The following is a 26,237-nucleotide window of genomic DNA, read 5'->3' on the forward strand; positions in this document are numbered from 1 at the left end:
GCCCCGGAGCTGTCCATTTGCGCGACCATCCTGGGGCGCCTCGACAACGTCCAGGCATCTCGCGAGTGGGGCGCGGGCGCTGGTCAGCGGAAGTCGCGTGAGCGGTGCGGGGTGCCGGTGCGGAGGGGCTCGAACGCGTCGGCGGTGAGGTTGATCACGCCCTCGGGGGAGCGCTCCAGGATGCCTCGGGCGATCAGCGCCGGGCTGTCGCGCACGACGGCACGGTATCTGGCCCATGCCCCGGCGGAGCAGATCACGTTCACGAGCCCGCACTCGTCCTCGAGGTTGAGGAACGTGATCCCGGATGCCGTTGCGGGCCGCTGCCTGTGCGTCACGAGGCCTGCGACCTCGACCCTCCTGCCCGTCTCGTGCGTGCGCAGCCCCGCAGAGGAGAGCACGCCGCGGGCGTCGAGCGCCGGCCGGAAGTGGGCGAGCGGATGGTCGTCGGTCGACACCCCCGTGGCCCATAAGTCGCCCACCAGCCGTTCGTAGCTGGTCGGGTCGGCGAACAGCGGGGGCTGCACGGACTGCACGGTGCCAGGCAGATACTCCGGGCGGTCCTGGGCGGCGGCGCCCGCCGCCCACAGCGACTCGCGCACGCCGTGCCCGATGGATGAGAAGGCACCAGCGGTGGCCAGGGATTCCAGTTGCTTCTCCGTCACCCCGGTGCGCCGCACCAGGTCGTGCTGCGAGGCGAAGGGGCCGCCGTCGTCGCGCGAGGCCACGATGCGTTGCGCCGTGCGCAGACCGACGCCCGCCACACCGGCGAGCCCGAGGCGCACAGCGAACCGCGCGTCACGGCGGTGTGCGGCCGAGTCGTCCGCGGCACGCGGGTCGAACGCCGTCGCGCCGTCGACCGCGTGGTCGGCGAGGCACGCGTCCCGCCCCGTCGGAGCATCGCCGACGCGCTGTTCCGCCTGCCCGACGGATGCTCGACCATCCTGAGGCGCGCCCTGCTCTGCCTGCGCGCCCTCGGCATCCGGACGGACGCGTTCGAGATCCTCCTGCGCGCCCGAGGCGTTGATGTCGGGGCGGAGCACCTCGACGCCGTGACGGCGCGCGTCTGCGGTGAGCGTCGCAGCAGAGTAGAACCCCATCGGCTGGGCGCGCAGCAGTCCGGCGAGGAAGGCAGCGGGATAGTGCAGCTTGAGCCAGCTGCTGGCATAGACCAGCAGCGCGAAGGACAGCGAGTGCGACTCGGCGAAGCCGAAGTTCGCGAACGCCTGGATCTGCGCGTAGATCGCATCGCTGGCCTCCTTGCTCAGGCCGTGCCGGGCCATCCCCGCATAGAGCGTGTCCCTGATCCGGTCGATGCGTTCGAGACCGCGCTTGGAGCCCATCGCGCGGCGCAGCAGGTCGGCGTCCTCTGCCGTGCAGTCGCCGATCACCATCGCCATCTGCATCAGCTGCTCCTGGAAGACGGGGATGCCGAGCGTGCGGCGCAGCACGGGCTCGAGGGCAGGGTGAGGGTAGGTCACCGGATCGCGCTTCATCTTGCGGCGCACGAACGGATGCACGGCGCCGCCCTGGATGGGGCCTGGCCTGATCAGTGCGATCTGGATCGCGAGGTCGTAGAAGCCGCGCGGCTGCAGCCGGGGGAGCAGCCCCATCTGTGCGCGGGATTCGACCTGGAACACCCCGATCGCATCGGCGCGGCAGAGCATGTCGTAGACGGCCGGCTCCTCACGGGGGATGCCGTCCAACCGCCACGTCTCGCCCGTGGCGCCCCGAATGAGATCGAACGAGTGCTGCAGGGCGGAGAGCATCCCCAGCCCGAGCAGATCGAACTTCACCAGCCCCATCCACGCGGCGTCATCCTTGTCCCATTGGATGACCGTGCGGTTCTCCATCCTGGCGTGCTCGACCGGCACCACCTCGCCGACGGGGCGATCGGTGAGCACCATGCCGCCGGAGTGGATCCCGAGATGGCGGGGTGCCTTCATCAGCTCTGAGGCGTACTCGACCACCTGCGGCGGAAGGTCGTCCCCCTCGGAGCCGAGATCGCCTGCGCGCTCCACCCTGCGAGAGAACGCGTCCTGCTGGCCGGGGGAGTAGCCCAGGGCGCGCGCGACGTCGCGCACGGCGTTCTTGGGACGGTACTGGATGACGTTCGCGACCTGAGCGGCACGATCGCGCCCGTATCGGTCGTATACCCACTGGATGATCTCCTCGCGGCGGTCGCTGTCGAAATCGACGTCGATGTCGGGCTCCTCCTCGCGCATCGCCGACAGGAACCGTTCGAACGGCAGCCCGTACGCGATCGCGTCGACCGCCGTGATCCCCAGCAGGTAGCAGACGGCGCTGGCTGCGGCAGAGCCGCGCCCCTGGCACAGGATGCCGCGGTGGCGCGCCTCTTCGACGATCTCGTGCACGATGAGGAAGTACCCGGGGAAGTCCTTGCTCTCGATGACGTCGAGCTCATGCCGGATGCGCGCCCGCTGATCATCGGTGAGATCCGGATAGCGGTGCGGCACAGCGCGCCACACCAGATCGCGCAGATGCGACATCGGGGTGCTTCCCTCAGGCACCTCCGTGCGGGGCAGGCGGGGCCGTCCCAGCCGCAGCGGGAAGGCGAGGTCGGCGGCGAGATCGACCGTGCGCTCGACGGCACCGGGGTAGCGGGCGAACAGGCGCGCCATCTCATCGCCGCTGCGCAGATGGGCCGCGTTGTGCGCAGGGAGCCAGCCGTCGAGATCGTCCATGCTGCGCGTGGCGCGGATGGCGGCGACGGCACGCGCGAGCCTCGCCTTCTCCGGCACGGCGTAGTGGACGTTGTTCGTGGCGAGCAGGGGGAGACGCGCACGGGCGGCGAGCGAGGCGAGGGCGTCGAGGCGGCGGTCGTCGAGCGGATCGCCGTGCCTGGTCAGCTCGACGAACACGTCGTCGCGCCCGAATCGGTCGACGAGCTCGCCCAGCGCGCGCTCGGCGGCCGTGAGGTCGTCGTCGCCGCGCGAGACGGGGCCGGCGAGCGCACGGCCGACAGCGCCTTTGCGGCATCCGGTGAGCACGGCCCAGTGGCCGCGACCGAGCCGGGCCAGTTCGTCGAGATCGTAACGAGGGCGCCCCTTCTCTCCGCCGCGGAGCTGGGCACTGGTGATCGCCTCCGCAAGGCGGTGGTACCCCTCGGTGCCGCGAGCGAGGACCAGCAGATGCTCGCTCTCGGGGTCGGCGGCACCCTTCTGATCGGCAGTGAGCGACAGCGACAGCTCCGCGCCGAACACGGTGCCGACGCTCGTGCCCTCCGCGGCCTCCGCGAAGCGCACGAGCCCGTAGAAGCCGTCGTGATCGGTGATCGCGAGCGCCTCCAGCTCCTGCCGCTGGGCCTCCGCAACGAGTGATTCGGGCGAGCTCGCGCCGTCGAGGAACGAGTACGACGAGTGCGCATGCAGCTCCGCGTATCTGGTGCGGTTCGGGCGCGGCGCCTGCGGCGCTGCCCGCTCCGGTTCGCGGGCCGCGCTCTCCGACGGCGCGGTGGGACGCCCGCTGAGTGTGCGTTCGATCTCGTGCCACGGCATCGGCGGATTAGCCCAGCCCATGATCGTCTCCCTTCTGAATCGCTCCTGCGGAGGGCAGCGTCCATCAGCCGTATCTGCCCTCGAGCCACCAGCCGTTCTCTGCACGCACGGCCAGCCATGCCGCTCCCGTCTCGTCGACGAGCTGGAAGCGGTGCGCGCTGCGGCGGCGTGCACTGTCCCAGTCGCGTTCGATCAGCGGCCACGGACCGGCCCATGACACGACGCGGCGGCCGTCGATGGTCGCCGGCTCCGCGGTGAGCAGGCCGCGTCCGTCGACGGCGCAGTCCGCACCGGCCGCGCCGCGGACCTCGGCGGGGCGCGGAGCGCGGAAGACCTCGGAGGGCAGCGGAGCAGGAAGCACCCCAGGCCACGGGCGGTCACGCGCGGAGCGCGGCGAGGATGCGTCGTCCCACGGTCGCAGCACCTCGCGCTCGGCGAGTGCGCGCCCTCCGGCGATCTCCGGGCTGAGCACGCCGCGATGGCCGAGCACCGCCTGCACGCGCGTCATGGCATGGTGGGCGCGTTCATCCGGGCCCTGCCCGATGAGAGTCGGCTGATGGGCTGTGCCGTGATCGACGGCCTCCGGCTCCAGCCTCACGGATGTCACAGAGCCGCTGAGTCGCTGCTGCCCCGGCGCACCGGCGTCTGAGACGTCCTGCAGCTGCCAGCGGATGCGATCGACGATGCTCGCGGCATCGAACGACACGGGGTGCTGCCAGACGCGTTCGGACCGGCGGCCGTCGTCGTCGACGACAGTGATCCGCACGGCGGTGCACACGAGCCCCGCACGGCTGATCGCTCCGTGGAAGTCCTCGACCGTGCGCCGGGCGGCGAAGGCGACCTGTTCCGCGAGTTCCAGAGGAGCCTCGAAGGAGATCTCGCTGGTGAGTTCGGGCGGCGGGACTCGCGGGACGATCTCGCGGGGGTCGGCACCGCTGGCGCAGGCATGCAGGCGCAGGCCGTGCTCACCGAGGCGGTCGGCGACGAGGGAGGCATCGAGGCCGGCGAAGCCCCCCAGAGTGCGCACCCCGAGCCGGTTGAGGAACAGCGCGACCTCTTCGTCGCCCAGTGCTCGCACGGGAAAGGGCGCGAGGAACTCGGAGGAACCACCGGCGGCGACGATGCGCACGGGCGCAGAGCCCTCTGCCTCGTGTGCGGCGTGCTCCGCGGTGAACACCCCGTCGGCGATGCCTGCGCGCATGTCGGCGAACCCCGCATCGTGCAGCGGTCCGAGCAGGGCGAGCGCTGCCTGCTCCTCGCCGCCGTAGAACCTGGAGGGACCTCTGGCGCGCAGTACGGCGAGACCGGAGCGCAGCGCCTGCACGCCGGGGGAGAGCTCTTCCACGATGCGCATGGCGTCGTGGAAGGCCCGTGCGTCGCGCGCGTCGTCTGCCTGCACCAGGCGCAGCCGCGGGCAGGCGGACTGCGCGTCTCTGCGGCGCTGGCCGCGGCGGACGCCGGCCGCACGAGCCGCGGCCGAGCACGCGACGACGCCTCCCGCGTGCACGAGCGCGATCGGGGCATCCGGATCGACCTCGGCGACGCCCAGCTCGCGCGCCTGCGTGCGCAGGAACGCCGTCACGGGCCAATCGGGGAACCACAGCGCGATCACGCGCTCGGCGACGTTCACGACCCCACCGCTCGCAGCGTCGCGCCGCCGCTCTCGAGCGGCCGCGCCTGGGCGGCGGCGACCGCCTCGACCCCGCCGCTCGGGCCAGGCAGCATCACCCGCACCGACCGAGGGTGAGGCGTGCGTCTGCCGTGCATCGATACGGTCATGGCTCGCCCAGAGATGAGGCCGTGCCCGCGACCGATGCCGACCCACTCGTCTTCCCCCGCGGAGACGGTGCCCTCCGCGCCCGGCCACTCACCGAGCGCGAGCAGCGAGCTGCCGCGGTCGCGCATCTTCGCCTCGAGCCGCTGCGCGTCTGCCTGCGTGGGGCGGCGCCCCGGTCGCAGCGCCACGAGCGGGAACACCTCGCACGCCGCGGCGGCAGCCTGCATCCAGCGCTCCTGCGGGGTCGGGATCAGCACGAGCCGCGAGAGATCGATGCCGTGCCCCTCTGCGGCTCCGACCGAGAGCTCGGGAACGCCGATGACGCAGCACCACGAGCCGGCGGCGGAGGCCTCGGCGAGCAGCGCCAGCATCAGCCCTGTCTCGCCGCGGGCGAGCGAGTACGCCGCGCCGGTGCGCAGCCCGCCGTCGGGGAAGACGGGGGAGAGCGGACCGGGCACAGGCAGCGTCTCCGGCGTCGCCCGCCGTCGCTGCATCGCGCTGATCCGCTCGCGCAGCAGCGTGACCTGCGCGAGGTTCTCAGCCGTGCTGTTCGCCGTCATCCCCACACATCGATTCTAGAAAGGATGTACGACAATCAACAGAGAGCAGGCTGGGAGATATGTTCTATTCGGGTGCGATGCGCGCCGTTCGAGAGCCGACGACACCGGCCCACTTCGACGGGAGAGGCCCGTCGCGCGGCTACGCTGGTGCGGATGAACGTGGAACCGATCAGAAGCGAAGCCATGGTGCGCGTCTCGCGCGGCGCGCTGCGTGAGAACATCGCCTCGATCCTCCGCGGAGCCACCGACATCGCGATCGACGTGCGCCGCGACGCATGCGGTCACGGCGCCGATCTCGTCGCAGGTGTCGCGCACGAGCTGGGCATCCGGATCTTCGCAGAGGGTGACGACCCGCAGGGGGCGCGCTCGCTCGCCCCGCTCGACGCCGTGTACGGCCTCACCGGACGCGGCACCCCGGCGATGACGCTCATCGCCCCGGTGCTGTCGACCAAGCCGCTGCTGCAGGGCGAGGGCGTCTCATACGGCTATCGGTTCACGGCGGAGCGGGACACGACGATCGCCCTCGTATCGGGCGGCTACGCGCAGGGACTCGTGCGCGCGATCGGCGGAACGGCCGATGTCCTCCTGAACGGGGCGAGGCGCCGTATCGTCGGCCGCGTCGCCATGGACGTGCACGTCATCGATCTCGAAGGCGCAGCGGCCGCCGCGGGTGACGAAGCCACTCTTTTCGGCGCGGCGGACCCGCAGCTGCTGGCCGCGTGGGCGCGAGCGACCGGGATGACCGAGCTGGAGCTCGCCGCATGCGTCGGCCTCGGCGTGGAACGGGAGGTGGTCGCATGATCGGCGGGGCGCAGCTGAGGATCGATCTCGGACGCTTCCAACGGAACGTGCGTGCCGTGCGCGAGCGCATGGCGCCGGCCGATGTGCTCGTCGTCGTGAAGGACGACGCGTACGGCCACGGCGTCGAACAGATCGTGCGCGCCGCCTGTGAAGTCGGCGCCGAATGGTTCGGTGCGATCGACCCGGCCAGCGCTGTGCGCGCGAAGGCCGCCGCGGGCGACGATGCCCGTGTGTTCTCCTGGTTGACCACGACCCAGGCAGCGGCAGGCGAGCTGCTGCGCGCAGGCATCGAGCTCGGTGTCGGCGACATCGGCTATCTCGAGCGCGTCGCGGCAGCGGCACGCGCGACAGGCGCGCCGGCGTGCGTGCACCTGAAGATCGACACGGGCCTGCACCGCAACGGCATCAGGCCAGAGGCGTGGAGCGAGGCGTGTGCGCGCGCCTCCGAGCTGGAGCACGCCGGCGACATCACCGTTGTCGGCATCTGGAGCCATATCGCCGAGGCCAGCGACGCATCGGACGACGCATCGCGCGCGGTCTTCGACGACGCCGTGGCTGCGGCCCGCTCCGCCGGCCTCGACCCGCAGATACGCCATCTCGCCGCGAGCGCCGCGGCATGGCATCGGGCCGAGTTCCGCTACGACCTCGTGCGAATCGGCGCTTTCTGCTACGGCGTGCGCTCTCAGGACGGGCCGGAGCTGGAGGGCATCGACGCCGTCGCCGCGCTGGTCGCCCCGGTGACCGAGGTCGGCTCAGGCACCGCGACGATCGACGTCGGCTCGGCCGACGGCGTCTTCTCCTCGTGGGCAGGACGGATCGAGGTGTCCACGCCCGCAGGACGCCGCCGCCTGCTCGACGTCGCACCGTTCAGCTCGCGCATCGAGGCGTGGCCGGGTGCTGCACCGGGCGACGAGGTCACGATCTTCGGCGCCCGCGCCGACGGCGCCCCCACATCGACCGACCAGGCCGAGCTCATCGACACGGTAGGAGAAGAGCCCCTCCTGCGCCTGTCACCCCTCATCCCGCGGGTCTACGTCTGACCGACCACCAAGCCCTGCGCCGGGTGCCGCAGAGTTGTCTCTGAAAGAGGCGCAGGCCATGGTCATCCGGAGGCTGGCATCGGGTTTGGCGGGAGCGCGCGAAGCGCGCGGGGGAATGTCCTCCGGATGACCATGGCCGGAGCCGGAGACCTGCACCCGACACGAACTCCCTGCGGCGATGCAACATCCCCACACCATCCGCCGCAGACCGAAAGACGCCCGCCCGGATCATCCGGACGGGCGTCTTTCGTGAACGTCTGTCAGACCGTCGACACCTTCTCGAGGCGGTCGGTCTCGTCGTGCCAGTCGGTGGCGACGGCGCGGAGCTTCTCCTCGAACTTGCGGCCGTGGTGGGCGCAGTAGAGCAGCTCGCTGTCACCGACCTGGGCGGCGATGTACGCCCGCGCGCCACAGGCGTCGCAGCGGTCGAGCGCCGTGAGGCGGTGGGTGACGGGGGCTTCGGCGGTTGCGGTAGTCATGGGCGCTGCCTCCTCGTGGTGTGCCTCAATCGGTGATCCGTGTCCCCACATGTAATCACGTCATGCTGGGTGGGAGGGTCGTGCGCCGCGCCGTTTCGCTCACCGCGAAGAAGGGAATGCGCGGTCGGCCGGTCGACGCGTGTGTCCGCCGCGGAATCGTGCGGTTCCCGGATAGGCTCGAACACTGTGACTGCTGAGTATTCCGCCCACCACCTCCAGGTGCTCGAGGGGCTCGAGGCCGTGCGCAAGCGTCCGGGCATGTACATCGGCTCGAACGGGTCGCCGGGGCTGATGCACTGCATGTGGGAGATCATCGACAACTCCGTCGATGAAGCCGTCGCGGGCAACGGCGATCTGATCAGCATCATCCTGCGGTCCGACGGAAGCGTCGAGGTGCAGGACCGCGGGCGAGGGGTGCCGGTCGACGTCGAACCGCGCACGGGCCTGTCCGGCGTCGAGGTCGTGTTCACGAAGCTGCATGCTGGCGGAAAGTTCGGCGGCGGCTCGTATGCGGCATCCGGCGGCCTGCACGGCGTCGGCGCGTCCGTGGTGAACGCGCTCAGCGAGCGGCTCGACGTCGAGGTCGACCGCGGCGGCAAGGTCTACGCGATGAGCTTCCATCGCGGCGAGCCCGGCGTGTTCGCCGATTCGGGTGAGAAGACCCCGGATGCGCAGTTCTCTCCGTTCGAGCAGTCGAGCGAGCTGCAGGTGATCGGCAAGGCCAAGAAGGGTGTGACCGGTACGAGGGTGCGCTACTGGGCGGATCGGCAGATCTTCACCAAGGACGCGGCGTTCCAGCTCGAAGAGCTGATGACCCGTGCGCGCCAGACTGCCTTCCTCGTTCCAGGTCTTGAGATCTTCATCCGCGACGAGCGCGATCCGGATGCGGAGCCGATCGAGACCTCGTACCGATTCGACGGCGGCATCTCCGAGTTCGTCGACCACCTCGCTGCGGACGCGCCCGTCACCGACACATGGCGGTTCGAGGGCACGGGATCGTTCACCGAGACGGTGCCGACGCTGCAGCACGACGGCTCGATGCGCTCGACCGAAGTGCAGCGCGAATGCCGTGTCGACATCGCGCTGCGGTGGGGGACGGGCTACGACACGACGGTGCGCTCGTTCGTGAACATCATCGCCACGCCGAAGGGCGGAACGCATCAGCAGGGCTTCGAGCAGGAGCTGCTCAAGCAGCTGCGCAGCGAGGTCGAGAAGAACGCGCGTCGGCTCAAAGCAGGCAACGACAAGCTCGACAAGGACGACGTGCTGGCCGGGCTGACCGCCGTGCTGATGGTCGAGCTGCCCGAACCGCAGTTCGAGGGGCAGACCAAGGAGGTCCTCGGCACGCCCGCTGCGAAGCAGATCGTGGCGAAGGTCGTGCGCGAACGGATGAAGGAGCTGTTCGGCTCGACCAAGCGCGATGACAAGAGCCAGGTCTCCATGCTGCTCGACAAGGTCGTCGCCGAGATGAAGGCCCGGATCTCGGCGCGCACCCACAAGGAGACACAGCGGCGCAAGAACGCGTTGGAGAGCTCGACGCTGCCGACGAAGCTGGTCGACTGCCGCACCAAGGAGACCGACTCGTCCGAGCTGTTCATCGTCGAGGGGGACTCGGCGCTCGGTACGGCCAAGCTGGCACGCGACAGCGAGTTCCAGGCGCTGCTGCCGATCCGGGGCAAGATCCTGAACGTGCAGAAGGCATCGATCAGCGACATGCTCTCGAACGCGGAATGCGCGTCGATCATCCAGGTGATCGGAGCGGGATCGGGGCGCAGCTTCGACGCCGGCGCCGCCCGCTACGGCAAGGTCATCATGATGAGCGACGCCGATGTCGACGGCGCCCACATCCGGACCCTGCTGCTGACGCTGTTCTACCGGTACATGCGTCCGTTGATCGAGGAGGGCCGGGTGTTCTCGGCGGTGCCTCCGCTGCACCGCGTCGTGGTGGTCAATCCGGGGTCCAAGCCGAACGAGACGATCTACACCTACAGTGAGGCCGAGCTGCACGCGCTGATGACGAAGCTGCGCAAGGCGGGCAAGCGCTGGCAGGAGCCGGTGCAGCGCTACAAGGGCCTCGGCGAGATGGACGCCGACCAGCTTGCGGAGACCACGATGCAGCGCAGCGGTCGCCTGCTGCGCCGGGTGCGCCTTGAGGACGCAGAGGCCGCAGGCCGCGTCTTCGAGATGCTGATGGGCAACGAGGTCGCCCCCCGTCGCGAGTTCATCATCGAGTCAGCCGAGCACCTGGACCGCGCCACCATCGACGCGTAACTCTTCATTTCTGGCACATTTCTGGTGCGACGCACCACCGGAGATGTGCCAGAAATGAAGAGATAGGTCAGGTCAGGGCGCGGCCGATCGAGGTGATGACGGCGTTGAGGGGGTGGCCGGAGGCATCGCGGCGGGAGAGCGTGTCGGGGAGCTTGCGGACGGAGCCGGTGGCGTCGACGGCGTGAGCCGGGTCGGGGCCGACCCAGGCGAGCGTGAGGGCCGTCTCGCCCTTCAGCAGTGAGTGGGCGCGCACACCGGCGGTGGCACGGCCCTTCGCGGGGAACTCCGAGAAGTCGGTGATCTTCGCCCTGCCCGCTTCGGTGCCCGCGATCGCGGTGCCGTCGCCCGAGAGCGTCACGACGACCGCGTCCGGCCCGGTCGTGGCACCGAAGAAGATCACCTCGGCGCCTGCTGGCAGCTTCATACCGGCCATTCCGCTCGCCGGTGCGCCCTGCGGTCGCACGTTCGAAGCGTCGAAGCGCAGCAGCTGCGCATGATCCGTCACGAAGACGACCTCGGAGTCGTCCGCGGCCTCCGCCGCGCCCACCACGCGGTCGCCCGGCTTCAGCGAGATCACGTCGAGCTCCGGCTTCACCGCGAGCGTGTCGGGGACGATGCGCTTGACCACGCCCTGCGCAGTGCCGAGGGCGATGGGAACGTCGGTGTCGAACCGGATGATCGTGAGAACGGTCTCCGACTTGTCGACCAGACCGATGTAGTCGCGCAGCTTCTGCCCCGCCCCCAGCTGCACCGAGGTCGGCGGCACCGACGGCAGATCGACGGGGGAGAACCGGATGAGGCGCCCGCGCGAGGTGATCGCGCCCAGCTCGCCCCTGACGGTGCCGGCGACGGTCGTGAGGATCGCATCGTGCTTGCTGCGTCTGGTCGGAACGGTGATCTGCTGCCCATCGGCGAGATCGACGCGCACCGCGCGGCCCGTGGTCGAGAGCACCACGATGGTCGGCGCGTCGGCGATCTGCAGATCGACCTCCTGGCCCTTGCGCGCCTTGGGGACAGCGGGTCTGGCGTTCAGCAGCAGCGTGCGCCGCGGCGTGCCGTACTTTTCCGCGACGGCTTCCAGCTCGGTTGCGACCTGGCGGCGCAGCAGCACGTCCGATCCGAGCAGCTCCTCGAGCTGCGCGATCTCGGCGAGCAGGTTGTCGCGCTCCGACTCGAGTTCGATGCGCGAGAATTTGGTCAATCGCCGCAGGCGCAGTTCGAGGATGTACTCCGCCTGCACCTCGTCGAGATCGAACACCTGGCACAGCTTGGTGCGGGCCTGGTCCGCCGTCTCGGACGACCGGATGACCTCGATCACCTCATCGATGTCGAGGATCGCGACCAGCAGGCCGTTGACGAGGTGCAGTCGCTCCTGCTTGCGGTTCAGGCGGTAGCGGCTGCGGCGCGTGACGACTTCGATGCGGTGGTCGAGGTAGACGCGCAGCATCTCCTTCAGACCGAGAGTGCGCGGCTGTCCGCCGACGAGGGCGACGTTGTTGAAGGAGAACGAGTCCTCCATCGGGGTGAGCTGGTACAGACGCTCGAGCACCGCCTGCGGGTCGAAGCCGGTCTTCACGCCGATGACCAGGCGCATGCCCTTCGTTCGGTCGGTGAAATCGTTGACATCGCTGACGCCCTGCAGCTTCTTCGACTGCACGGCGACCTTCATGCGCTCGATGACACGTTCCGGACCGACCATGTACGGCAGCTCGGTCACGACGATGCCGGTGCGGCGGGGGCCGACCTGTTCGATCGATGCTTTGGCGCGCACCTTGATCGCGCCTCGGCCCGTCTCATAGGCGTCAGTGATGCCGTCCAGTCCCATCACGATGCCGCCGGAGGGGAAATCGGGCCCTGGCACGAACTCCATCAGCTCGGCCGTCGTCGCCTCGGGGTTGTCGAGCAGGTGCGTGGCGGCGTTCACCGTCTCGATGAGGTTGTGCGGCGCCATGTTGGTGGCCATGCCGACGGCGATGCCGCTGGCGCCGTTGACGAGCAGGTTCGGGTACGCGGCTGGCAGCACGTCCGGCTGTTGGAACTGCCCGTCGTAGTTCGGCACGAAGTCGACGACGTCCTCGTCGAGGTTCTCCGTCAGCGCCAGTGCCGGAGGCGCCATCCGGGCCTCGGTGTAGCGCGCCGCGGCCGGGCCGTCGTCGAGGGAGCCGAAGTTGCCGTGGCCGTCGACCAGCGGAACCCGCAGCGCGAAGTCCTGCGCCAGCCGCACGAGCGCATCATAGATGGCGCTGTCGCCATGCGGGTGCAGCTTTCCCATCACATCGCCGACGACGCGGGCGCTCTTGACGTGCCCGCGGTCGGGACGCAGCCCCATCTCCGCCATCTGGAAGAGAATGCGCCGCTGCACCGGCTTGAGGCCGTCTCGCGCGTCGGGAAGCGCCCGTGAGTAGATCACGGAGTATGCGTACTCGAGGTACGACCCCTGCATCTCGCTCTCGAGATCGATGTCCTCGATGCGCTCCGGTGCCTGCTCGGCGGACGGTGCCTGCTTCCGCGCCATATGGCCGTGACCTCTCTTCGCATGCGACTGCGCCGCGTCGTGGCGGCCGCCGTGTTCGGCGATCCGGGCGTCTCCGGCCGGGAAGGGTGCTGTGGGAGACTGATCCGGATGTCATCGATCGTAGCGGCGGCGCCTGCTCATGCCCGGATCCTCACCGGGGTGGCGCCGGAGATGGTTCGTTCTCTGACGGACTCCGGCGATTGGCTGCCCGCCGCGCGGAGCGCCGTGCTGTTCGTGATCGACGGCCTCGGAGCGATCCAGCTGCGCCAGCACGGGGGGCACGCGCGTCGGCTCGCGCAGGCGATGGCGAAGCGGGATTCGGCGCGCACCGTGTTTCCGTCGACGACGGCTGCGGCGCTGACGAGCCTGCTCACAGGAGCCGATCCCGGGGCGCACGGGCTGGCCGGTTACCGGTTGATGGATCCTGAGCGCGGCATCGTCGTCGGGCAGATCGACGGCTACGAGAAGCACGGCGTCGACCCCGTGGCGTGGCAGCGGGAGCCGACCGTGTTCGAGCGGGCGGCGGCGAAGGGACTGACGCCGTTCGCAGTGAGCATGCGCAAGTATTCCGACAAAGGACTCACGCAGGCGATCATGCGGGGCGCGGAGTTCGTCGGCGAGGACGACATGGCTCAGCGAGTGCGTGTGGCGCTCACCCTCGCGGAGCAGAATGAGGGCGCGCTGGTGTACTGCTACATCCCCGAGCTCGATCAGACGGGCCACCGGCACGGTGTCGATTCGGCGCAATGGCGAGGCGCGCTCGAGCAGATCGATGCGGCGCTGGCGCCGGCGGTGCGGGCATCGGCGACGGTCGGCGCGATAGTGACATCCGACCACGGCATGATCGACGTGCCGAAGCACCGGCATGTGCTGCTGCGCGCCGGGGATCCTCGCCTGACAGGCGTGGCGGCGCTCGGCGGCGAACCGCGCCTGCTGCACGTCTACGCCGAGGACGGCGTCGACCCGGCGCAGCTCGCCGAGGTGTGGCGGCGCGAATCGGGAGCAGCGGCCGATGTCGCCACGCGGGACGAGGCGATCGACGCGGGACTCTTCGGCGAGGTCGCCGAACACGTGCGCGCCCGCATCGGCGACGTGCTGGTCGCCGCGCGCGGGCTGTGGGCGTTCTACGACGATCGGCTCGCGAACAAGCAGGCGCAGAACATGATCGGCCAGCACGGCTCCGTGACACCGGAGGAGATGACGGTTCCTCTCATCCGCCTCGGCGCGTACGCGCGCCGCTGAGCCAGCGACACGGGAGGCGCTCCGTGCCCGGCGATCTCAGCCGCAGGAGAGCAGGACCACCGACTGCGCCATCGCGGGATAGGGGGCGGCAGAGGGATCGTGGGTGGTGGCTTCGGCGCCGACGGCGAAGGTGTCGGGGCGGGCCGAGTCGAACTCGACGCGCCACGCTCGGCCCGAATCCGGCTCGGGCAGGTGCACGTCCGCATCGCCGCCGGTGCTGATCACGATGGCGACCGCTCCGGCGAGGCACGTGCCCCGCGGATCGTCTGCAGCGCCGCGCAGGACGACGGTCACAGTGCGGAAGCCCTCGTCCTCCCAATCCGCGCTCCGGGCCGGGTCCCCATCCGGTCGCAGCCACTCCACGTCGCGACGACCGTCGTCGCGCGTGCGCCCGTGCAGGAACGTCTCCTGGCGCAGCAAGGGCAGGCGGTGCCGCGCGGCAACGGCATGCCTGACGAACCCGAGCAGCTCGTCATGGGCCGACCAATCGACCCAGCCCGTGGGGTTGTCCTGCGCGTAGGCGTTGTTGTTGCCCTGCTGGCTGTTGCCGAGTTCGTCTCCGGCGAGCAGCATCGGCACGCCCTGCGCCGTCAGCAGTGTGGCGAGCATGGCGCGCACCCGCCGCGCTCGTGCGCCGAGGATCTCGGTGTCGTCCGTCGCCCCTTCTGCGCCGAGGTCGTCCGAGAAGTTCTCGTTGTGCCCGTCCCGCCCGTGCTCCCGGTTCGCCTCGTTGTGCTTGTGCGCGAAGGAGACGATATCGGCGAGGGTGAAGCCGTCGTGCGCCGTGAGGAAGTTCACGCTCGCAGTCGCGGCGCGGCGACCGTGGTCGAAGGTGTCGGCCGAGCCGAGCATGCGCTTGCCGAGGAGGGCGAAGGCGAGCGGGTCGCCTCGCCATGCGCGGCGGACGTCGTCGCGGAACCGATCGTTCCACTCCGACCACGGGTGCCCGAAGGCGCCCAGCTGGTATCCACCCGGCCCGAGGTCCCATGGTTCGGCGATCAGGCGCAGGCCGGCGAGAGTCGGATCCTGGCGGACCGCCTGGAAGAACGCGGATGCCGGGTCGAACCCGTCATCGCGCCGTCCGACCGCCGCGGCGAGGTCGAACCGGAAGCCGTCGATGCCGTAGCGCGTCGCCCAGTGGCGCATGCTGTCGAGGATGAGGCGCAGCACCATGGGTCGCTCTGCCGCGATGGTGTTGCCCGTTCCCGTGTCGTCGACGTGCACGCCGTCGTGCATGCGGAAGTAGCCCGTCTCGTGCAGCCCGCGCAGGCTGAGAGTCGCGCCGCCCTCCCCGCCTTCCCCATTGTGGTTGTAGACGACGTCGACGAACACTTCGATGCCCGCTTCGTGCAGCCTGTGCACCAGGTTCCGCAGCTCGGCATCGGCGTCGGAGAACGCGTAGCGCGGCTCGGGCGCGTGCCATGCGATCGGCTGGTATCCCCAATAGTTGGTCAGTCCGCGCTCGACGACGGCGCGGTCGTCGAAGAACGCCTGCAGCGGCAGGAACTCCACGGCGTTCACTCCGAGTGAGACGAGATGATCGACCACGGCCGGGTGCGCTGCCCCCGAGTAGGTGCCTCGCAGCTCTTCGGGAACATCCGGATGGGCGGCGCTGAGTCCCTTGAGATGGGCCTCGTAGATCACCAGATCCGCTGTGGCGTGGTGCGGGCGGTTCGCTGCCGGGTCCGGGCCCGGTGCGTCCGTCAGAACGATCCCCTTCGGCACGACGTCTGCGCTGTCCCGATCGTCCCGCGCGCGGGTGGTGTCGTGTCCGACGGGTGTCACGGCGACGCCGTCCATTCGCGCGTTCCATCGCGCGTGTGCGTCGAGGGCGCGGGCGTACGGATCGATCAGCAGCTTGTGCTCGTTGAAGGATGTCGGCCGGTGCGAGGGTGGGCCTGCCGCTCTGATCCCGTAGCGCGTCCCGCGGCCGATTCCCCGGACACGGGCGTGCCAGATGCCGCCGTCGTTGTAGGGCAGCACGATCCTGGTCTCGTGCCCCGACTCGTCGAACAGGCACAGTTCCACGCGTTCGGCCTCCGGCGCCCACACGGCGACGTTCGCGCCGTCGCCGTCCGGTGTGACACCGAGCGGCCACGAGCGGCCAGGGGAGACCTCGTGCGATCGCGGCGTCATCGCAGCAGATCCTCGAACAGATCGGCGTACTGCCGCGCCGATGCCGTCCAGTCGACGCGCTCTCTCATCGCACGATCACGCACCAGAGCCCACGCCTCCCGATCGGCGTACAGTCTCGTCGCGCGTTCGAACGCGTCGGCCAGGCCGCGCGTGCTGATGTCGGAGAACACGAAACCCGTCGCGGTTCCGTTCGCAGTCGCCTCGGGCAACGCGTCGACGACGGTGTCTCGCAGCCCGCCCGTGGAGGCCACGAGCGGCAGCGATCCGTAGCGCAGGCCGTACAGCTGGGTCAGCCCGCACGGCTCGAATCTCGAGGGAACGACGACGAGATCCGCACCCGCGTACATCCGGTGGCTCAACGGCTCGTCGTACCCGATCCGCACTCCGACCGAACGGGGGAAGCGCGCCGACAGCTCGCCCAGCCGGTGTTCGTAGTCCGGCTCTCCGGAGCCGAGCACGGCGACGGCGCCGCCCGCCGAGATGAAGTGCGGCAGCGCCTCCAACAGCAGGTCGATGCCCTTCTGATGGGTGAGTCTCGTCACCACGACGGCCAGCGGCCCATCAGGGGCGTCGAGGTCGAACTCCCGCAGCAGGGCGTCGCGGTTGTCCGCCTTGTGCGCGGGAGAGTCGGCGTCGTAGGCGACGACGTGCGGATCCGTGCTCGGGTCCCACACCGCCGTGTCGATGCCGTTCACGATGCCGGTCATCTCACCCCTGGCGGTCCTGGCGGCGACGACTCCTTCGAGACCGAAGCCGAACTCCGCGGTCGCCAGCTGTTCGGCGTACGTGCGGCTGACCGTGGTCACGTGCGAGGCGTGAACCATACCTGCCTTCAGCGTGCTGACGAGCCCGTGGTATTCGAGGGCATCCGGATGATGGTCCCAGGTCGGCAGCCGCAGCCGGTCGAGGTCGTCCGGTCCGAAGATGCCCTGGAACGCGATGTTGTGGATCGTCATCACCGTCGGGATGTCGGCTCCGGCGTACGTCAGATAGGAGGGGACGAGTCCGGCCTGCCAGTCGTGGGCGTGTACGAGATCGGGGCGCCACCGGTCGCTCAGCCCGTCGACGGCGATCCGTGCCGCCGCCCAGCTCAGCGCGGCGAATCTCAGGTGATTGTCCGGATGATCCTGGCCATCGACGCCGTACGGCCCGCCCGGCCGATCGAACAGGTGAGGCGCGTCGAGCAGCAGCAGATCGAGCCCTTCGACGGAGCACGACCTGACAGCAGCGGGGCCGCCGAACAGGTCGTCCGTGTGCCACACCCGTCTGGAGCGCCCGGCGCGAGCGCGCACGCTCGGATAGACGGGAATCAGCACGCGGGAGCGCCAGCCGAACTCGGCGAGTGCAGCCGGCAGCGCACCGACGACGTCAGCGAGCCCTCCGGTCTTGACCAGGGGCGCGCACTCCGATGCGACGGACAGCACGCGGTGACGGCGAATGGGCGGCGGGGCCATGATCGTCTCCTCTTGTCACCCCAGCTCGGCCGCGCGTCGGTCGAGCATGTCCTGGGTGATCAGCGTGATACCGGCATCGGTGCGCCGGAACCAGCGGGCGTCGTCCACCGCGTCTTCCCCCACGACGAGGTCCTCCGGAATGTGCACGCGGCTGTCGACGACGCACCTGGTGAGGCGTGCGTTGCGGCCCACGTCGACGTAGGGGAGGGCGACGACGTGATCGAGCGACGAGTACGAGTGCACACGGTTGCCGGTGAACAGCAGCGAGTTGCGCACGTCGGAGCCCGAGATGATCGTGTCGCCCGAGATGAGCGATTGGATCGCCTGACCGCGCCGTCCCTCGTCGTCGTGGATGAACTTCGCCGGCGGGAGCTGCTCGGCGTACGTCCAGATCGGCCAGTCGTTCTCATACAGGTCGAGCGGCGGCACGAACTCGGTGAGGTCGATGTTCGCGCGCCAGAACGCGTCGATTGTTCCGACATCGCGCCAGTACGGCTCCGTCTCGAGACCGGTCATCACACACGACTCGCTGAACCTGTGCGCGTGCGCGCTGCCCTGCTCGACCAGGGCGGGAATGATGTCGTGTCCGAAGTCATGGCCGGATTCGGGGTCATCGGCATCGGCGATGAGCCGGTCGCGCAGAAACGCCCAGTCGAACACATAGATGCCCATCGACGCCAGCGCGACGCTCGGATCGTCGTGCGTGCCAGGAGGATCTGCCGGCTTCTCCAGGAAATCGACGATGCGGCCGCCTGCGTCGGTGTGCATGACGCCGAAGGCGCTCGCCTCCTCCCGGGGGACGGTGAGACACCCGACGGTGACGTCGGCGCCCGTTTCGACATGCTGGCGCAGCATCACCTCGTAGTCCATCTTGTACACGTGGTCGCCGGCGAGCACGATGACGTACTTCACGCCGTAGTCGTCGACGATGTCGATGTTCTGCGTGACGGCGTCTGCCGTGCCGAGATACCACTTGTGCTCAGCGACGCGCTGGCTGGCAGGCAGGATATCGAGGTATTCGTTGCGCTCGGCTCGCAGGAAGCCCCAGCCGCGCTGCATGTGCCGGATGAGGGAATGCGCCTTGTACTGCGTGGCGACGGCCATCTTGCGGATGCCCGAATTGAGCGCGTTGGACAGCGGGAAGTCGATGATTCGCATGTTCCCGCCGATGTGGACCGCGGGTTTCGCGCGTCTGTCGGTGAGCTCCTTGAGCCTGCTGCCTCGACCGCCGGCGAGCACGAATGCCATCGTCTGGTTCGTCAGCCTGGTCGGTGCTCCGGGCTGCGCAGTCTTGGACATGATCATTCCTCCAGGAAGTAGATGGCAGACAGAGGCGGGAGCGTGAGCAGCGCGGAGTGCTGCTCCGTGCCTACGGGAACAGACTCGGTCTCGATCGCGCCGCCGTGCCCGCGATCCGCCCCGCCGTACAGACGGGAATCCGTGTTCAGCGCCTCGCGCCAGCGCCCCGGCAGGGGGAACCCGACGCGGAAGCCGCTGCGTTCGACCGGCGTGAGATTCAGCACGACCACGACGTGCTTGTCGCCGGGAGCACCGCGGCGCAGCCAGGCGAACACCTGTTCGTCGACCGCATCGACCAGCAGCCACTGGAACCCTCGGCCGTCGGCGTCGAAGCGATGCAGCGCTGGCTCCGAACGGTACAGGCCGTTCAGATCGCGTATCAGCTGCTGCACACCGGCGTGCCCTGGGTCATGCAGCACGCCCCAGTCGAGCTGGCCCGCATGGTTCCATTCCGCCGGCTGGCCGAACTCCTGCCCCATGAAGAGCAGCTTCTTGCCCGGGTGCGCCCACATGAAGGCATAGAAGGCCTTGAGGTTGCCGAGCCGGTCGGCGTGGTCACCCGGCATCCGCGAGTACATCGATCCCTTGCCGTGCACGACCTCGTCGTGGCTGATCGGGAGCAGGAAGCTCTCGCTGAAGGCATACGTGATGCTGAAGGTGAGATGATCTTGGTGGTGCCTTCGGTGAACGGGATCCTTGCCGAAGTAGTCGAGCGAATCGTTCATCCATCCGAGGTTCCACTTGAAGTCGAACCCCAGACCGTCGTCGTCGATCGCTCGCGTCACACCGGGGAAGGTCGTCGACTCCTCCGCGATCATCGCGGTGCCAGCGTGAGCGTCGCCGATCGCCCGGTTGACCTCCCTGACGAAGCCGATGGCCTCGTAGTTCTCGCGCCCGCCGTCGCGATTGGGCACCCATTGCCCCTGCTCTCGCGAGTAGTCGCGGTACAGCATCGAGGCGACGGCATCCACGCGCAGCCCGTCGAGACGGTACTCGTCGATCCAGTACAGCGCGTTCGCGACGAGGTAGGCGCGCACCTCGGGGCGGCCGAAATTGTAGATCAGAGTGTTCCAATCGGGATGGAAGCCCTCTCGCGGATCGAGGTGCTCGTACAGCGCCGTCCCGTCGAACCTGCCGAGGCCGTGCGCGTCGGTGGGGAAGTGGGCTGGGACCCAGTCGGCGATCACGCCCAGGCCCCTCGCATGCGCCGCATCGACGAATGCGGCGAACTCCGACGGCGTGCCGTACCGGATCGTCGGCGCGAACAGACCGACCGGCTGGTATCCCCACGACCCGTCGAACGGGTGCTCGGTCACGGGCATCACCTCGATGTGGGTGAACCCGAGGTCGGCGGCGTAGTCGACGAGTTCCGCGGCCAGTTCGACGTACGAAAGCGAACGTCCATCCGGTCTGCGGCGCCAGGAGCCGAGGTGCACCTCGTACACGCTGATCGGCGCGTCCGCACTGTTGATCTCGGCGCGCCGCGCATCCCATTCGGCGGCGACCCAGTCGTGACGGCTCAGTCGGCGCACGACGGACGCCGTCGCGGGAGGATGCTCGCTGCCGAAGCCGACCGGATCGGCTTTCTGCGGCAGCGGTTGGCCGTGCTGGTCGAGCAGGTCGTATTTGTACGCGGAGCCCTCGTCGAGACCGGGTGCGAACAGCTCCCACACTCCCGTGGAACCGCGGGCCCTCATCGGGAGCGCTGTGGGATCCCACGAGCAGAAATCGCCCACGACCGATACTCGGGAGGCGTTCGGCGCCCATACGGCGAAGTGCACGCCGTCGACGCCCTCGTGCGTGATCACGTGAGAACCGAGTACGTCCCACAGTCGGCGATGCGTGCCCTCGCCGATCAGGTACTCGTCCAGCTCGCCGATCACGGGGCCGAATCGGTACGGATCCTCTCGCTCCACCGTGACGCCGCCGGGCCACTGCACCCGCAGCCGATAGAACGGCAGCGACGATCCGGCGAACACGGATGGCGCCTCAGGATGCCGCGCGAGCTCGACGGCGTCTGTGTCGTTCACCGCCCAGATGCGTTCGGCACCCGGCACGTGCGCGACGACTCCGCAGCCATCGTGCGTCGGGCCGAGCACTGAGAAGGGATCCGGATGAGCACCGCGGGCTATCAGGGACGCGGTGATCGCGTCCGGCAGCTCGGCCGGTTCTTCAAGAGCCATAGGGATCCTTCGTCTGGGCCGTCTCCGTCGCATCCGGATGCGGCCGGTCACAGCACGGGAGTCACATTCCAGATCTCGCTCATGTACTCCCTGATGGCACGATCGGAGCTGAAGTAGCCGATGCGCGCCACGTTGATCGCGGCCATGCGCTGCCAGCGCTGTGAGTCCCGATACGCATCGTCGACGGCGGTCTGCGCCGTGTCGTACGCGTCGAAGTCGCTGGCGACGAGGAACCAGTCCTCATTCCACAGCCGATCGATGAGGCCGCCGTAGCGCCCGGTCTCGTCCGGGCTGAACGTGCCGTCGGCGACCGCCTGCAGCACGCCCTGCAGCGTCTCGCTCCGCTCGATCGCCGCGCGTGCATGTCCCGGCTGCTCCCGCCGTGCGGCGACCTCGTCGGCCGTGAGCCCGAACAGGAAGAAGTTGTCCGCCCCGACCCGATCGCGGATCTCGACGTTCGCACCGTCCAGCGTGCCGATCGTGAGAGCTCCGTTCAGCGCGAACTTCATGTTGCCCGTTCCCGACGCCTCCATACCGGCCGTCGAGATCTGCTCGGACAGGTCGGCGGCGGGGATCAGCCGCTCGGCCATGGAGACGTTGTAGTTCGGCGGGTACACGATGCGCAGCGCGTCTCTGGTCTCGGGGTCGTCGTTGATGGTCTCGCCGACATCGTTGATCAACCGGATGATGTCCTTCGCCACCGCGTAGCTCGGCGCGGCCTTCCCGCCGAACACCTTCACGCGCGGCACCCAGCCGGCATCCGGTTCGGCTTTGATCCGCTGCCAGCGCGCGATCGTCCACAGCACGTTGAGAAGCTGGCGCTTGTACTCGTGGATGCGCTTGACCTGCACGTCGAACAGCGCGTGCAGCGGGACGTCGATGCCGTGCTCGTCGGACAGCCAGGAAACCAGACGCTGCTTGGCGCGTAGCTTGGTGCCGCCGAACGCCTCGAGGAACGCCGGATCGGATGCATGTCCCTCGAGATCGCCGAGACGATCGAGGTCGACCTCCCACCCCTCGCCGATCGACTCGGTGACGAGGGCGGCCAGCGGCCGGTTGGCGAGTTTCAGCCAGCGCCTCGGCGTGATGCCGTTGGTGACGTTGACGATGCGGCCCGGCGAGAGCGCCTCCCTGGCCGGGAACAGATCCTTGCGGACCAGGTCGGTGTGCAGTGCCGATACGCCGTTGACGCGGTGGCTGGTCGCGAACGCCAGATCGCCCATCTTGACATGGTCGTGCTCGATCAGGCTGAGGCCGGTCGCCGCGTCGCCGTGCATGTCGACGAGGCGACTGTCGAGCCGCTCGATGATCTGCAGATGCCGCGGGAGCACCGCACGCATCAGGTCGACGGGCCAGCGCTCGAGCGCCTCGGGAAGGAGCGTGTGGTTCGTGTAGCCCAGCACCTCGGTGGCGAGATCGACGGCCGTGTCGAAGTCGAAGCCGTGGTCGTCGACGAGGATCCGGATGAGCTCCGGGCCCGCGATGGCCGGGTGCGTGTCGTTCATCTGGATGGCGACGTACTGCGGCAGGCGCCGCAGGTTCCGGTGGGAGCGCAGGTAGCGGGCCAGCACGTCCTGCACCGAGGCGGAGGTGAGGAAGTACTCCTGCGACAGGCGCAGGTGCTTGCCGCCTTCCGTCTCGTCGTTCGGGTACAGCACCCTGGTGAGCGTGCGCGCCCATGTCTCCGGCTCGGCGGCGCCCATGAAGTCGCCGGCGTTGAACCTGTCCAGGTCGATCAGCGCCGCGTCGGGCGCCGCTGTCCACAGTCGCAGGGTGTTCGCCCACCGGGCGCCGTAGCCGACGACGGGGGTGTCATGCGCGGCGGCCGCGATCTGCGACGCGGGGTGCCACACGGCTGCTCCGCCCTCATCGGCGACGTGGCCGCCGAATCGTACTTTGTACGCCGCCTCGGGCCGGGGGAACGACCACGGGTCGCCGGCGAACAGCCAGTCATCCGGATGTTCGACCTGTCGGCCTGCGTCGAAGTCCTGCCGGAACAGCCCGCGTTCGTAGCGCAGGCCGTATCCGAAGGCAGGGCAGCCCAGCGTGGCCATCGATTCGAGGTAGCAGGCGGCGAGGCGGCCCAGACCGCCGTTGCCGAGCGCGGGGTCCGGCTCGTCCTCTGCGATGCGCTCGAAGCTCTGACCGAGGCCTGCCAGCGCCTCAACGGCGGTGTCGCGCAGCCCGAGGTTGATCGCGGCGTCCTCGAGGAGTCGCCCTGGCAGGAACTCCATCGACAGGTAGTGCACGCGTTTGCGGTCCTCCTGCGATGTGCGCCTGGTCGCATCGAGCCACGGCTCGGTGGCGCTGTCGCGGATCGTGCGGCTGAGAGCGAGCAGCCAGTCGGCTCGCGAGGCGACCGTCGGAGCCTTGCCGACGGTGACCCGCAGGTGGTGCAGCAGCGATGCGCGGAACTGCGCAGGGGTGCTTCCGCTCAGCTCGGAACCGCGGCCATCCGCATCGGCCGTACGGAGAATCTCGGGCATGGGATCTCCCCTGTGTCGCGGCCGAAGAAGGCCTCTTCCGCGAACGCTACCGCTCGCGATGGCCACATCCTAGGGAAGCCCGAAGATCCATAGGTTAACTGCTCGAGAACGGCGGCTATCGTCGCCTCGCCCGCAAGCGGAACCGTTCGTCCCGAGTGGACGCCTTGTGCGCGCGACTATGCTGCCCGTTCGGTGGAGACGAATCCACTCGGCGGAGAGCGGGTGCGCGGAGCTCAGTCGTCGCTGCGGGCGCCGAAGACGATCTCATCCCATGACGGCATCGCGGGGCGCCCGTTCTTGCGGCGTGCCGGAGCCGACGCGTTCGAGTGGTCGTCGTGCTGGTCGGCCGCCGGGCCATTCGGAGCGTCGTGGGTTGCGACGGGTTGCGAAGAGGTGTCCTGCGCGTCGTCGTCTCTGGGCGTGTCGCCGATCGCGTCGAAGAGCGCGACGGGGGAGGAACCAGCGCCCTTGGCCGGATGGCGCGCTGCGCTCTCCTCGAGATCGTTCATCGGCGCCGCCTCGCGGCGTCCGCGTCGTCGGCGCAGTGCTTCCAGGAGGTCGACGGTCTCGGTGTCGCCGCCCTCCACCGGTGCGTGCTGGGCGGCTGCGTCCTCGGCCGTGCGGCCCGAATCGCCGATGGTGCTCTCCGGGAATCCCTGCTGGCCGAATGCGCTCGTATCGAAGCGCGAGTCGTCTTTGGTGTCGGCATCGAGCGCGCGCAGACGCGGAATCAGGCCGTCGGGCAACGGGCCCTGACGGGAGAGCTGCGTGGCGTCGCCGTTCAAGGGCGAGAGAGAACTGCGGCGCGGATCGAACGACCAGCGAGCGTCGTGGTCGACCTCGTTCGCGGTGAACTCGAGCTTCACAGTCCAGCCGGATTCGTCCTTCCAGCTCGTCCAGCGCTCCCCGCTCGCGTGCAGGTCGGCGAGCTTGGCACGTACAGCGGACCCGAAGGTCGGGTTCTCCTCGACGTCGAAATCGCTTCCGATGACCACGGGAACCGCAAGCGCGCGGTCGACGACGTGCTCACGCTCGGCCAGCACCGGCCCCTCGAAGCGGCGCACGGCTTCGACCTCGACCGACAGCAGTTCGGAGGTCTCCTCGGCCGAGAGACCGGCGCGGATTCGAGCCTGGATATCGCGCGGGCTCGCTCCGAGCGGAGCCGTGGGCCTCTGCTCGCGGCCGTGGCTGCGCATCTCGGAGCGCAGAACATCATCGATGGCGAGCGCGAAGCGCTGTCCGGAATCGTCCGCCAGGATGAGGCGGTCGTCTTCCGCTCCGATGATCGTGAGCTGTTCCATGCTGTGCTCCCTCCGCAGTTGCGGTCGAACGCTATCGTTCCACGCCATGACCGCACCGCCGGGAATGCCGAGGGCGCGCCGCCGGTTCCACCTCCTGCGCAGTGCGTGAGCGCACGAATCGCATCTCGGTGAACATCTGCATTTGCGAAACGTCGCTCGCTCGTGCAAACTATCGCCGCTCCTCATCGCAATGAGGGGCTCACTGGCCCTGATGAAAGAAGTGTGACGCCCTCAGATGGCAACCGACTACGACGCCCCGCGCAAGTCCGAAGACGACAACAACGAGTCGATCGAGGCACTCAAGGCGGCGCGCAATAACCCGCAGCCGGGCAATGCGGAGTCAGACGACTCCGATAACCCGGGATTCGAGCTCGGCGGCGCGGATCTGTCCAACGTCGAACTCGACGTCGTCGTGCTCCCGGCGCAGGACGACGAGTTCACGTGCATGCAGTGCTTCCTCGTGAAGCATCGCTCGCAGCTTGCGGGCAACGACGCGAACGGACCGTACTGCAAGGACTGCGCGGCCTGATCAGCGCTGCGCCCGACGACGACACGCCCGACTCACTTCGGTGGGTCGGGCTGAGTCATTCCTGGGAATTGTGATGCGCGGGCTGGGAATCGGTCCCGTTGCCTGGGAAAGACGAGGGCCAGCTGGGAACGGCGGAGTTCAGCCGGCCACCGCTCCTCGCTGGGCGTGGGCGATGACGGCGGCAAGGCGCTCCGGCGTGCGGGTCGAGATCGTCCACGCGGTGGTCGGATCATCCGGATCGTTCACCGGCACCACCACGACGCCGTCGATGCCTCCTCTGATGAGCACCCAGCCGCCGACGGCGAGATCCTGGCCTCGAGCGATGCGGGCCTCCTCGCCCGACAGCGCGACCGGCTCGCCGAGCAAGCCGACATCGATGCGGGCGCGGCCCGCGCGCAGGGTCGTGCCGTCGACGATGACGCAAGGCGCCAGTCCGATGAGGCAGGCCACGACCGCGATCGCGACTGCGAGCCCGATCGCGAGTGAGAACACCGGGCTGACACCGACGAACACCAGCGTCGTCATCGGTGCGACGACGCCCGCGCCGACGATCAGCCAGAGCGACGGAGCCAGCCGCTCACGGTACGTCGGCTGCGAACCCCGTACCGGGGCGGGCGTGGCAGTCATAGCGAGTACCCTCGTTCCGTGA

General features: G+C 69.2%; 17 protein-coding genes. 5 read left to right on the top strand and 12 right to left on the bottom strand.

Going from position 1 to position 26,237, the window contains the following annotated elements; all coding sequences use genetic code 11:
* Positions 1-83: 83 nt before the first annotated feature.
* From DZG09_RS10310 to DZG09_RS10320, 3 genes are read right to left on the bottom strand one after another with little or no spacing between them, the layout of a single operon-like run.
* Positions 84-3,536 (bottom strand): error-prone DNA polymerase, encoded by a 3,453-nt coding sequence (locus DZG09_RS10310; RefSeq protein WP_119697657.1) that lies wholly within the window; start codon positions 3,534-3,536, stop codon positions 84-86.
* 43 nt (positions 3,537-3,579) lie between these two features.
* Complete coding sequence (locus DZG09_RS10315; RefSeq protein ID WP_119697658.1) at positions 3,580-5,145, bottom strand: DNA polymerase Y family protein; 1,566 nt, start codon at positions 5,143-5,145, stop codon at positions 3,580-3,582.
* On the bottom strand, positions 5,142-5,858 hold the full coding sequence (locus DZG09_RS10320) for a hypothetical protein (protein ID WP_162893276.1): 717 nt from the start codon (positions 5,856-5,858) through the stop codon (positions 5,142-5,144). Before DZG09_RS10320 ends, DZG09_RS10315 begins: the two co-directional genes overlap by 4 nt.
* 147 nt (positions 5,859-6,005) lie before the next feature.
* Here DZG09_RS10320 and DZG09_RS16770 point away from each other — a divergent pair, with 147 nt between their 5' ends.
* Positions 6,006-6,653, top strand: a complete 648-nt coding sequence (locus tag DZG09_RS16770; RefSeq protein ID WP_240423923.1) for an alanine racemase C-terminal domain-containing protein — start codon at positions 6,006-6,008, stop codon at positions 6,651-6,653.
* Entirely contained in the window at positions 6,650-7,693 is a 1,044-nt protein-coding gene (locus tag DZG09_RS10330) for an alanine racemase (RefSeq protein ID WP_119697660.1), read from the top strand. The genes DZG09_RS16770 and DZG09_RS10330 overlap by 4 nt, the downstream gene beginning before the upstream one ends.
* 260 nt (positions 7,694-7,953) lie before the next feature.
* On the opposite strand, the gene DZG09_RS10335 is transcribed toward DZG09_RS10330, so the two are convergent.
* Positions 7,954-8,172, bottom strand: coding sequence for a DUF7455 domain-containing protein (locus tag DZG09_RS10335; RefSeq protein WP_087054507.1), 219 nt, complete (start codon positions 8,170-8,172; stop codon positions 7,954-7,956).
* 186 nt (positions 8,173-8,358) lie between these two features.
* Here DZG09_RS10335 and DZG09_RS10340 point away from each other — a divergent pair, with 186 nt between their 5' ends.
* Positions 8,359-10,443, top strand: coding sequence for a DNA gyrase/topoisomerase IV subunit B (locus DZG09_RS10340; RefSeq protein WP_119697661.1), 2,085 nt, complete (start codon positions 8,359-8,361; stop codon positions 10,441-10,443).
* Positions 10,444-10,510: 67 nt separating this feature from the next.
* Here the strand turns inward: DZG09_RS10340 and DZG09_RS10345 are convergent, their stop codons facing one another.
* Positions 10,511-12,958, bottom strand: coding sequence for a DNA gyrase/topoisomerase IV subunit A (locus tag DZG09_RS10345; protein ID WP_240423925.1), 2,448 nt, complete (start codon positions 12,956-12,958; stop codon positions 10,511-10,513).
* A gap of 108 nt (positions 12,959-13,066) precedes the next feature.
* Here DZG09_RS10345 and DZG09_RS10350 point away from each other — a divergent pair, with 108 nt between their 5' ends.
* Positions 13,067-14,200: an alkaline phosphatase family protein gene (locus tag DZG09_RS10350; RefSeq protein ID WP_119697662.1), complete on the top strand. Its 1,134-nt coding sequence runs from the start codon at positions 13,067-13,069 to the stop codon at positions 14,198-14,200.
* A gap of 36 nt (positions 14,201-14,236) precedes the next feature.
* Here DZG09_RS10350 and glgX read toward each other — a convergent pair whose 3' ends face one another.
* From glgX to sepH, 6 genes are all read right to left on the bottom strand, one after another.
* The gene (gene glgX / locus DZG09_RS10355; protein WP_119697663.1) at positions 14,237-16,336 is read right to left on the bottom strand and encodes a glycogen debranching protein GlgX; all 2,100 of its coding nucleotides are present in this window, start codon (positions 16,334-16,336) and stop codon (positions 14,237-14,239) included.
* Entirely contained in the window at positions 16,333-17,790 is a 1,458-nt protein-coding gene (glgA, locus tag DZG09_RS10360) for a glycogen synthase GlgA (RefSeq protein ID WP_119697664.1), read from the bottom strand. Before glgA ends, glgX begins: the two co-directional genes overlap by 4 nt.
* Before the next feature lie 15 nt (positions 17,791-17,805).
* Complete coding sequence (gene glgC / locus DZG09_RS10365) at positions 17,806-19,089, bottom strand: glucose-1-phosphate adenylyltransferase (RefSeq protein ID WP_119697665.1); 1,284 nt, start codon at positions 19,087-19,089, stop codon at positions 17,806-17,808.
* Between the two features lie 2 nt (positions 19,090-19,091).
* Positions 19,092-21,272: a 1,4-alpha-glucan branching protein GlgB gene (gene glgB / locus DZG09_RS10370; protein ID WP_119697666.1), complete on the bottom strand. Its 2,181-nt coding sequence runs from the start codon at positions 21,270-21,272 to the stop codon at positions 19,092-19,094.
* Between the two features lie 47 nt (positions 21,273-21,319).
* A complete protein-coding gene (locus tag DZG09_RS10375; protein ID WP_119697667.1) occupies positions 21,320-23,758 on the bottom strand; it encodes a glycogen/starch/alpha-glucan phosphorylase in 2,439 nt (812 codons plus the stop codon).
* 233 nt (positions 23,759-23,991) lie between these two features.
* Complete coding sequence (gene sepH / locus DZG09_RS10380; RefSeq protein ID WP_119697668.1) at positions 23,992-25,059, bottom strand: septation protein SepH; 1,068 nt, start codon at positions 25,057-25,059, stop codon at positions 23,992-23,994.
* Between the two features lie 235 nt (positions 25,060-25,294).
* Here sepH and DZG09_RS10385 point away from each other — a divergent pair, with 235 nt between their 5' ends.
* Positions 25,295-25,588, top strand: coding sequence for a DUF4193 domain-containing protein (locus DZG09_RS10385; protein WP_119697669.1), 294 nt, complete (start codon positions 25,295-25,297; stop codon positions 25,586-25,588).
* 138 nt (positions 25,589-25,726) lie between these two features.
* On the opposite strand, the gene DZG09_RS10390 is transcribed toward DZG09_RS10385, so the two are convergent.
* Entirely contained in the window at positions 25,727-26,215 is a 489-nt protein-coding gene (locus tag DZG09_RS10390; RefSeq protein ID WP_119697670.1) for a DUF3093 family protein, read from the bottom strand.
* Between the last annotated feature and the right edge of the window lie 22 nt (positions 26,216-26,237).

This window comes from Microbacterium halotolerans, assembly GCF_003569805.1.
In the GTDB taxonomy this organism is placed as follows: Bacteria; Actinomycetota; Actinomycetes; order Actinomycetales; family Microbacteriaceae; genus Microbacterium; species Microbacterium halotolerans.

Bases quoted from the DNA above. Each gene is read 5' to 3' on its own strand.
- DZG09_RS10385 (WP_119697669.1), top strand. From the start codon at position 25,295: ATGGCAACCGACTACGACGCCCCGCGCAAGTCCGAAGACGACAACAAC.
- glgC (WP_119697665.1), bottom strand. From the start codon at position 19,089: ATGTCCAAGACTGCGCAGCCCGGAGCACCGACCAGGCTGACGAACCAG.
- DZG09_RS10350 (WP_119697662.1), top strand. From the start codon at position 13,067: ATGTCATCGATCGTAGCGGCGGCGCCTGCTCATGCCCGGATCCTCACC.
- DZG09_RS10335 (WP_087054507.1), bottom strand. From the start codon at position 8,172: ATGACTACCGCAACCGCCGAAGCCCCCGTCACCCACCGCCTCACGGCG.
- DZG09_RS10375 (WP_119697667.1), bottom strand. From the start codon at position 23,758: ATGCCCGAGATTCTCCGTACGGCCGATGCGGATGGCCGCGGTTCCGAG.
- DZG09_RS10345 (WP_240423925.1), bottom strand. From the start codon at position 12,958: ATGGCGCGGAAGCAGGCACCGTCCGCCGAGCAGGCACCGGAGCGCATC.
- DZG09_RS16770 (WP_240423923.1), top strand. From the start codon at position 6,006: ATGAACGTGGAACCGATCAGAAGCGAAGCCATGGTGCGCGTCTCGCGC.
- DZG09_RS10330 (WP_119697660.1), top strand. From the start codon at position 6,650: ATGATCGGCGGGGCGCAGCTGAGGATCGATCTCGGACGCTTCCAACGG.
- glgX (WP_119697663.1), bottom strand. From the start codon at position 16,336: ATGACGCCGCGATCGCACGAGGTCTCCCCTGGCCGCTCGTGGCCGCTC.
- DZG09_RS10390 (WP_119697670.1), bottom strand. From the start codon at position 26,215: ATGACTGCCACGCCCGCCCCGGTACGGGGTTCGCAGCCGACGTACCGT.
- DZG09_RS10310 (WP_119697657.1), bottom strand. From the start codon at position 3,536: ATGGGCTGGGCTAATCCGCCGATGCCGTGGCACGAGATCGAACGCACA.
- glgA (WP_119697664.1), bottom strand. From the start codon at position 17,790: ATGGCCCCGCCGCCCATTCGCCGTCACCGCGTGCTGTCCGTCGCATCG.
- glgB (WP_119697666.1), bottom strand. From the start codon at position 21,272: ATGGCTCTTGAAGAACCGGCCGAGCTGCCGGACGCGATCACCGCGTCC.
- sepH (WP_119697668.1), bottom strand. From the start codon at position 25,059: ATGGAACAGCTCACGATCATCGGAGCGGAAGACGACCGCCTCATCCTG.